Annotated in this window: 7 protein-coding genes and 1 pseudogene; all 8 read left to right on the forward strand. The window is 32.8% G+C overall.

Annotation, left to right across the window (positions count from 1 at the left end; genetic code table 11):
• Positions 1–91: 91 nt before the first annotated feature.
• Positions 92–901, forward strand: coding sequence for a hypothetical protein (locus FGK85_RS02435; RefSeq protein ID WP_138203428.1), 810 nt, complete (start codon positions 92–94; stop codon positions 899–901).
• Between the two features lie 172 nt (positions 902–1073).
• A complete protein-coding gene (greA, locus tag FGK85_RS02440; RefSeq protein WP_138203430.1) occupies positions 1074–1553 on the forward strand; it encodes a transcription elongation factor GreA in 480 nt (159 codons plus the stop codon).
• 72 nt (positions 1554–1625) lie between these two features.
• Complete coding sequence (gene lysS, locus FGK85_RS02445) at positions 1626–3518, forward strand: lysine--tRNA ligase (RefSeq protein ID WP_396276664.1); 1893 nt, start codon at positions 1626–1628, stop codon at positions 3516–3518.
• 239 nt (positions 3519–3757) lie between these two features.
• Positions 3758–4237 (forward strand): MGMT family protein, encoded by a 480-nt coding sequence (locus tag FGK85_RS02450; protein WP_138203434.1) that lies wholly within the window; start codon positions 3758–3760, stop codon positions 4235–4237.
• 43 nt (positions 4238–4280) lie between these two features.
• Positions 4281–4643 (forward strand): CDP-alcohol phosphatidyltransferase family protein, encoded by a 363-nt coding sequence (locus FGK85_RS02455; RefSeq protein ID WP_243122781.1) that lies wholly within the window; start codon positions 4281–4283, stop codon positions 4641–4643.
• A 246-nt stretch (positions 4644–4889) separates the two neighbouring features.
• Positions 4890–5306: pseudogene (locus FGK85_RS02460) on the forward strand (YjdF family protein).
• Positions 5307–5401: 95 nt separating this feature from the next.
• Positions 5402–6370 (forward strand): helix-turn-helix transcriptional regulator, encoded by a 969-nt coding sequence (locus FGK85_RS02465; protein WP_138203436.1) that lies wholly within the window; start codon positions 5402–5404, stop codon positions 6368–6370.
• 264 nt (positions 6371–6634) lie between these two features.
• Positions 6635–7239, forward strand: a 605-nt coding sequence (locus FGK85_RS02470) for a UPF0236 family transposase-like protein (RefSeq protein WP_171011303.1), incomplete at its 3' end; no start/stop codon positions are given.

Consider the following 7239-nt stretch of genomic DNA (forward strand, 5'->3'; position numbering starts at 1 on the left):
TAATTTTATAACTGTAAAAGTTCAATAATACAAGTAATTTATATAGATATATTAGAATAAAATTATATATAGCAATTATAAGGATGGTTGTGTGAATAGTATTTTGAATTTAAAGTCCTATGAAGAATTATATAAAGATAGTAGTTTTATAGGGAAATTTAAAGACAGATTCAAAATAACATACCGGTGCGAAAATTTTATAAAAGATATAAATCTTTCAGTTGTCAATATAGATATACCTTCAAATGTAAATCCTAAATCTTACTATAATAATATAAAAATAGCCCAAAATATAATGGGATTCAATTGTGAACCATTAGCATTAGATGTTTGGAGGATCTTAGATTATGAAAGGTTTAATGATTATCAAAAAAAGTTATTTGCATTTAGTGTTATTAAAAGTATAAAGCTTTTTCTTAGGTTGAATTTTAAAAATATAAGAAACAGCTGCGTAGGAGTTATGGATGCAGGTGATTATATTAATAAATATATAATAGAGGAACTTTGCAAATTTGGTAACAATGTAATGTTGTTATCAAATAATATAGATTATCTTAGAAAAGAAAGAGAGTATTTAATAGCAGAATACGGTGTTACACCTGTTATAACAAGAGAATATGAGTATCTATTAAATAATGCTGATTTTATTATAAGTTCTAGAAATATAGATCCTGAAAATGAAAAATTAAATATATGGTATATTGACAATAGGTATGTACCTAAGAATAATCATAATTTACATGTAAATAATGTTATTTTTCAAGTACCATGGGATGAAAAATCATTAAAATACACACCACAATTAATAGGAGCTATACTTAGTTATATGGGTGGAAAAAATGTGGAAGAAGATTTGAAAAGTAATGATATTAACATTGATTCCTTTGGATTTAATCTTTAAATAACTGTATTTCACAGAAGTGTATAAATGTTGACATTATAAAGTTGCTGATTTATAATAACTTAAATGATTATAACTGAAAATTTATGTTATAATAAAATGGTTTATTGTTATGAAATTAAACTAAAATGTAATTATAAAGTATTAGAATATTTAAAAGGGGAGACAAGAAATGAGCGAGAAGAAGTATGTAATGACTTATGAAGGGGTTAAAAAGTTAGAAGATGAATTAGAGTATTTAAAGACAGTTAAGAGAAAAGAAATAACTGAAAAGATAAAGGTAGCACTTTCATTTGGAGACTTAAGTGAAAACTCAGAATATGATGAAGCTAAAAATGAACAGGCTTTTGTAGAAGGAAGAATAGCTCAATTAGAAAACATGCTTAAAAATGCATCTGTAGTAGATGAGAGTGAAATAGATAAAGAAGTTGTTGGGGTTGGTACAGTAGTAAAGGTTAAGGATTATGATTTTGATGAAATTGTTGATTTTATAATAGTAGGTTCAGCGGAAGCAGATCCAATGGAAAACAAGATATCTAACGAATCACCAGTGGGCATGGGGCTTATTGGAAAAAGAGTAGGAGATATAGTAGAAATACCTGTTCCAGATGGAATAAACAAATATGAAGTTTTAGAAATTAATAGAGCGTAAAGTGGAGGGATTTTCATGGCAGAAGAAAAAAATTTGAATGCACAAGAGAATGAACTAGATTTAAATGAAGTGATGAAACAAAGATTAGAAAAACTACAAAGTCTTCAACAAGAAGGCAAAGACCCTTTTGATGTTTACAAAGTTAATGTGACTCATCACGCAGAAGAAGTTAAGGAGAACTTTGAGACATTAGAAGAAAAAGAAGTTACAGTAGCTGGAAGAATATTATCTAAAAGAGGTCAAGGAAAGGTAGTATTTTCAGACGTTCATGACAAGACAGGTAAAATACAATTATTTATAAAAATAGACAATGTAGGTGAAGAAAAACTAGCAGAGTATAAGAGCCTTAATATAGGAGATTTAGTAGCTGCTACAGGAACTGTATTTAAGACTAAGACCGGTGAAATATCAGTAAAAGTATCCTCTTTTGAACTTACATGTAAGTCATTAAGACCACTTCCAGAAAAGTTCCATGGATTAAAGGATCCAGATCTTAGATACAGACATAGAGAAGTTGATATAATAATGAATCCAGAAGTTAGGGATACTTTTATAAAGAGAACAGCTATCATAAGATATATAAGAGAGTTTTTGGATAATAAAGGATTTATGGAATGTGAAACTCCTATTCTTTCACCAATAGCAGGTGGTGCTGCTGCAAGACCATTTATAACTCATCATAATGCTTTGAATATAGATATGTATTTGAGAATTGCTACAGAATTATATTTAAAGAGATTAATCGTTGCTGGATTTGAAAAAGTTTATGACATGGGTAAGAACTTTAGAAATGAAGGAATAGATGTAAGACATAACCCTGAGTTTACAATGATAGAATTATATCAAGCATATGCTGACTATAATGACATGATGGAAATAACAGAAAATTTAGTAGCATATGTGTGTGAAAAAGTTTTAGGTACTACAAAGGTAACATACCAAGGTACTGAAATTGACTTTACACCACCTTGGAGAAGAATTACTATGGTAGATGCAGTTAAGGAGCATGCTGGAGTTGATTTTAACCAAATAAATAGTAATGAAGAAGCTCAAAAAATAGCTAAAGAAAAGAATCTTGAATTTAAAAAGGATTTAAAATTTGTAACTAAGGGCGAGGTTTTAAATTATTTATTTGAGGAATATGCAGAAGAGCACATGATTCAACCAACATTTATATATGATTACCCAGTAGAAATATCACCTCTTACAAAGAAAAAAAGAGGCAACGAGGAGTTTACTGAAAGATTTGAAGGATTTATTTTTGGAAGAGAAATATGTAATGCATATTCAGAATTAAATGATCCTGTGGTTCAAAGAGATAGATTTGTACAACAAGCTAAGGAAAGAGAACTTGGCGACGATGAGGCTTATGTAATAGATGAAGATTTTATGCATGCATTAGAAATTGGTATGCCACCAACAGGCGGACTAGGAATAGGCATTGATAGACTTATAATGTTCTTAACAGATTCTTATTCTATAAGAGATGTTATACTATTCCCAACAATGAAGACCTTAAATGATGTAAATAAGAAAAATGATGTAAAATCTAAGGCTTCTGAAGAAGAAAAAGCAGAGCCTGAGAAGATTGATTTTTCTAAGGTAAAGGTAGAGCCTTTATTCGAGGAAATGGTTGATTTTGATACATTCAGCAAGTCAGATTTCCGTGCAGTAAAGGTTAAAGAATGTGTTGCAGTGCCGAAGTCAAAGAAGCTGTTACAGTTCACTCTTGATGACGGAACAGGCACAGACCGCACCATTTTAAGCGGTATTCACGCATATTACGAGCCGGAAGAACTTGTAGGCAAGACACTGATTGCTATCACAAATCTTCCTCCGAGAGCAATGATGGGCATTGACTCTTGTGGTATGCTTCTGAGTGCCGTTCACGAAGAAGAAGGAGAAGAAAAGCTCCATCTTCTGATGGTTGATAACCATATTCCGGCAGGTGCAAAGCTGTACTAAAACGAGCTGTACTTCATTTGTTGAAATCTTGAAAAAACAGCGTTTTACATCAAACTTACATCATTTGATGCAGAAATCGGTGCAAGCAAGAAAAAATCGTATAATTTTAAAATGAGTGGGCAGTTCCATAGAGGAATTGCCCATTCTTAGAATAAAGAAAAATTTGTTGAGATTATTTCAAACTGCTTCATTGCATAGAAGCATTAAGTGAATTATCCTTAGAGTATGAGGTAGCATATATGGCTAATGAAGATAAAAAAGATTTTAATGCTATGTTGCATAATAATAAGGATATGCCGAAGTTTCAAACCGTTACAGACCAAAAAAGTATCGAGAAATATGGTGGAAGTAAAATGTACTTTGCCCCACCAATCGACTATGATAATGTAATTAAAAAAGTTCCTTACGGCAAGGTGATAACTGTTGGGAAAATACAAGAATACTTTGCAGAATTGAGTGGTGCAGATTTTACAGAACCTATTACAGCAGGAATTTTTGTTTCTATTGCAGCGTGGGCAAGTTATCAGCGTTCTTATGATGAAACACCTTACTGGAGAACAATGAAAGCAAATGGAGAGTTGAACGAAAAATATCCTGGCGGTATTGAAGCACAGAAAGAGAAGTTAGAAGCAGAGGGTCATACTATTATCCAAAAAGGTCGCACTAACATACGGCACTATGTAAAAGATTATGAGAAGGTTCTTTGGAATTTGAAGTAGCGGTTGCTCATTTTCACAAACAAGCGAAGATAATACAAAGGAGATGAGGAAAATAACGAACATCATAACATTTTGCAGAATTTTATTCAGTGTACTTATATTGTTTTTTCCTGCTTTTTCTCCGATGTTTTATGCTCTATATGTAGCAGCAGGGCTTACGGATATGGCTGATGGTGTTGTGGCAAGAAAAACAAATACTGTATGTGAACTTGGTTCTAAGTTGGATACGGTTGCTGACTTTGTATTTATCTTAGTCTGTATGATTAAACTGCTCCCTATATTAAATATTCCGTTATGGCTTTGGATATGGATAGAAATTATTGGAGTCATAAAGATTGTTTGTAAATGTTGTTTCAGGATATGCGGTTCACAAGAAATTTGTGGTTCTGCATACAGTAATGAATAAGATAACCGGATTGATGTTGTTTTTATTTCCTCTGACGTTAAAATTCATAGAATTGAGATATAGTGGGAGTGTTATTTGTGTTATAGCTACTTTTGCAGCAATTCAGGAAGGACATCTTATTAGAACAAGAGATTAACTGAAAGGAAGATGTATTATGGCATCCAGTAAGGAATATTTGCAATTCATATTAGAGCAGTTATCCGGGTTGTCCATTCCTGTGAAATACATTTTTAGGAGGGTTTCGTTATGGACGAAAGTATCGGAAAGCTGACGGTGTATTTTGATGACCCGTTCTGGGTAGGTGTATTTGAGTGTATAGAAGATGGAAAATTATCTGTATGCAAGGTTACATTTGGAGCAGAGCCTAAAGATTATGAAGTAGTGGAGTTTGTTCTGAAAAATTACAGCCAACTAAAATTCAGTCCATCTGTTGATGTAACGGTAAAAAAAGAAGCGACAAATCCGAAACGAATACAGCGAGAAGTAAGAAAGCAATCTGCCTATTCAGGTGTTGGAACAAAGTCGCAACAGGCATTGCAACTGCAACGAGAAGAAAATAGGCTGATGAGAAAATCAATCAGCAAATAACAGCGAGAAGCAGAAAAGCAACGCCAGTTTGACCTAAAGCAACAGAAACGAAAAGAAAAGCATAGGGGCAGATAATGTTCCTATCTTTTTGTAACAACGCAAGCCAAATCAAGTAATATAATTTTCTGATATGTATAATGACTGTATCAGTCGAAAGGAAGTGCAAATAAATGGTTGAATGGCAAAGAGGTATTCAGAGTATTGTTCTTGAAATAGATAGGAATATAAAGGAACAAAACGATGAGAATTTGATTCTTTCAAATCTTGCGGAGTTTCTTGGATATTCGGAATATTATGTTTCAAGAAAGTTCAGGGAAATATCCGGAATGCAAATGAGAGATTATCTGCGTTATAGAAAACTTGCTTTTGCACTGAAAGATATTAGAGATACAGAGGAAGGAATTTTAGATATTGCTGTAAGGTATGGTTTCTCATCACACGAAGCATTTACCCGTGCTTTTAAAGAAGCGTATGGAACGACACCAAGTGAATATCGAGATAATCCGACTCCGGTTGTACTTCGCACAGCAATTAAACCTTTTGACTGCTATTTATTAGGAATAGGAGGAACGGGTATGGCTAAATCAACAGATAGTATCAAAATTTACTTTGTAACCATTCCGGCACACAAGTTTTTACACATCAGAAATTATGAGAGTATAGGTTATTTTGATTTTTGGCAAAAACAGAGTAAAATTCCCGGACAGGATTGTGAAACAATTTGCGGTTTACTTGACAGCATTAAGGGCAAGTTAGATGATGTCGGTGGAAACGAAGCAGATGCTGGAAGTGGTCAGCTTATGGCATTTATTAACGAACCGGAAGGTAGAATATGCAGTTGGGGTATCCCTCTTGCAGAAGCCTATGGTGTTCGTTTACCACTTGATTACAAAGGAGAAGTACCTCCGCAAATGCAGATAATGGAGGTGCCTGAGGGCGAATATATTGCTTTTGAACACGGAGCCTTTGATTTTGAAACCGAAAATCAGATTGTTGAAGCAGAGATTGAAAAAGCGATGAAGGAGTTTGACTACTCACAAAGCGGTTATGAACTCGATACCGCACAAGGCAGAGTATTTTATTTTTATCACGATTGCAAACGTTTTTGGAAGTATGTTAGACCAGTCAGGAAAATTTAATTATATGAGATTAGAGCTACAGCAACAGCGGGTTGCTTGTTTGAAAAATAAATACGAACTTGATTTGTAGTGGATACCAAAGAGGTTATATTTGAACTACGAACGAAAAAGGATTATCTCAACTTAGAGTATAATTTTAGTAGGCAAAGATAGTAGTAATTACTGCTTAGAAAATTTAAAAGGAGATACAAAAAGTATCTCCCATGTACATAAAAAATCCATTATAATGTAAGTTGAGAAAACTATATAGAAATGGGTGATATTATGTACAATACAAGTTTAAACGATAAAGAGATAACTTTCAATGATTTAGAGAAAAAAATATATAAATATGTATGTGATGAAGCATGCAGATTCATGAGAGAGGTGCTAACGCACCTAGACCGTAGGTTGATGGATGAAAGAAATACTAAGGTTTATAGAAGTAAAGGTTTAAGACGTACGTGTATAAAGACTATTATGGGGGATGTAGAATTTGAGAGACGTCTGTATGAATTTAAAACAGAGGATGGCAAAAAAGCTTATAAATTCTTACTAGATGAATATTTACAAATGGATACAATAGGTCAGATTTCAACCACGTTAGTAGAAAAGATTGTAGATAATGTGACTAATGTTTCTTATAGGGATACTGCGAAAAATATTAAAGAGTTAACCAACCAAGAAATCAGCCATACAGCAGTATGGAATGTAGTACAAAAATTAGGTTCTAAACTTGAAGAAAAAGAAGAAAGAAAAATAATATTAAATAAAAAAGGTAAATTAAATGGATCGAAAGAAGTTAAAGTTTTATTTCAAGAAATGGATGGAATTTGGTTGAGTATCCAAGGAAAAGATAAACCTAAAGGAAAAAAGTCTAAAAAGAAAGA

The organism is Haloimpatiens lingqiaonensis, assembly GCF_901447495.1.
Classification (GTDB): domain Bacteria; phylum Bacillota; class Clostridia; order Clostridiales; family Clostridiaceae; genus Haloimpatiens; species Haloimpatiens lingqiaonensis.

Bases quoted from the DNA above. Each gene is read 5' to 3' on its own strand.
- greA (WP_138203430.1), top strand. From the start codon at position 1,074: ATGAGCGAGAAGAAGTATGTAATGACTTATGAAGGGGTTAAAAAGTTA.
- lysS (WP_396276664.1), top strand. From the start codon at position 1,626: ATGAAACAAAGATTAGAAAAACTACAAAGTCTTCAACAAGAAGGCAAA.
- FGK85_RS02450 (WP_138203434.1), top strand. From the start codon at position 3,758: ATGGCTAATGAAGATAAAAAAGATTTTAATGCTATGTTGCATAATAAT.
- FGK85_RS02455 (WP_243122781.1), top strand. From the start codon at position 4,281: ATGAGGAAAATAACGAACATCATAACATTTTGCAGAATTTTATTCAGT.
- FGK85_RS02465 (WP_138203436.1), top strand. From the start codon at position 5,402: ATGGTTGAATGGCAAAGAGGTATTCAGAGTATTGTTCTTGAAATAGAT.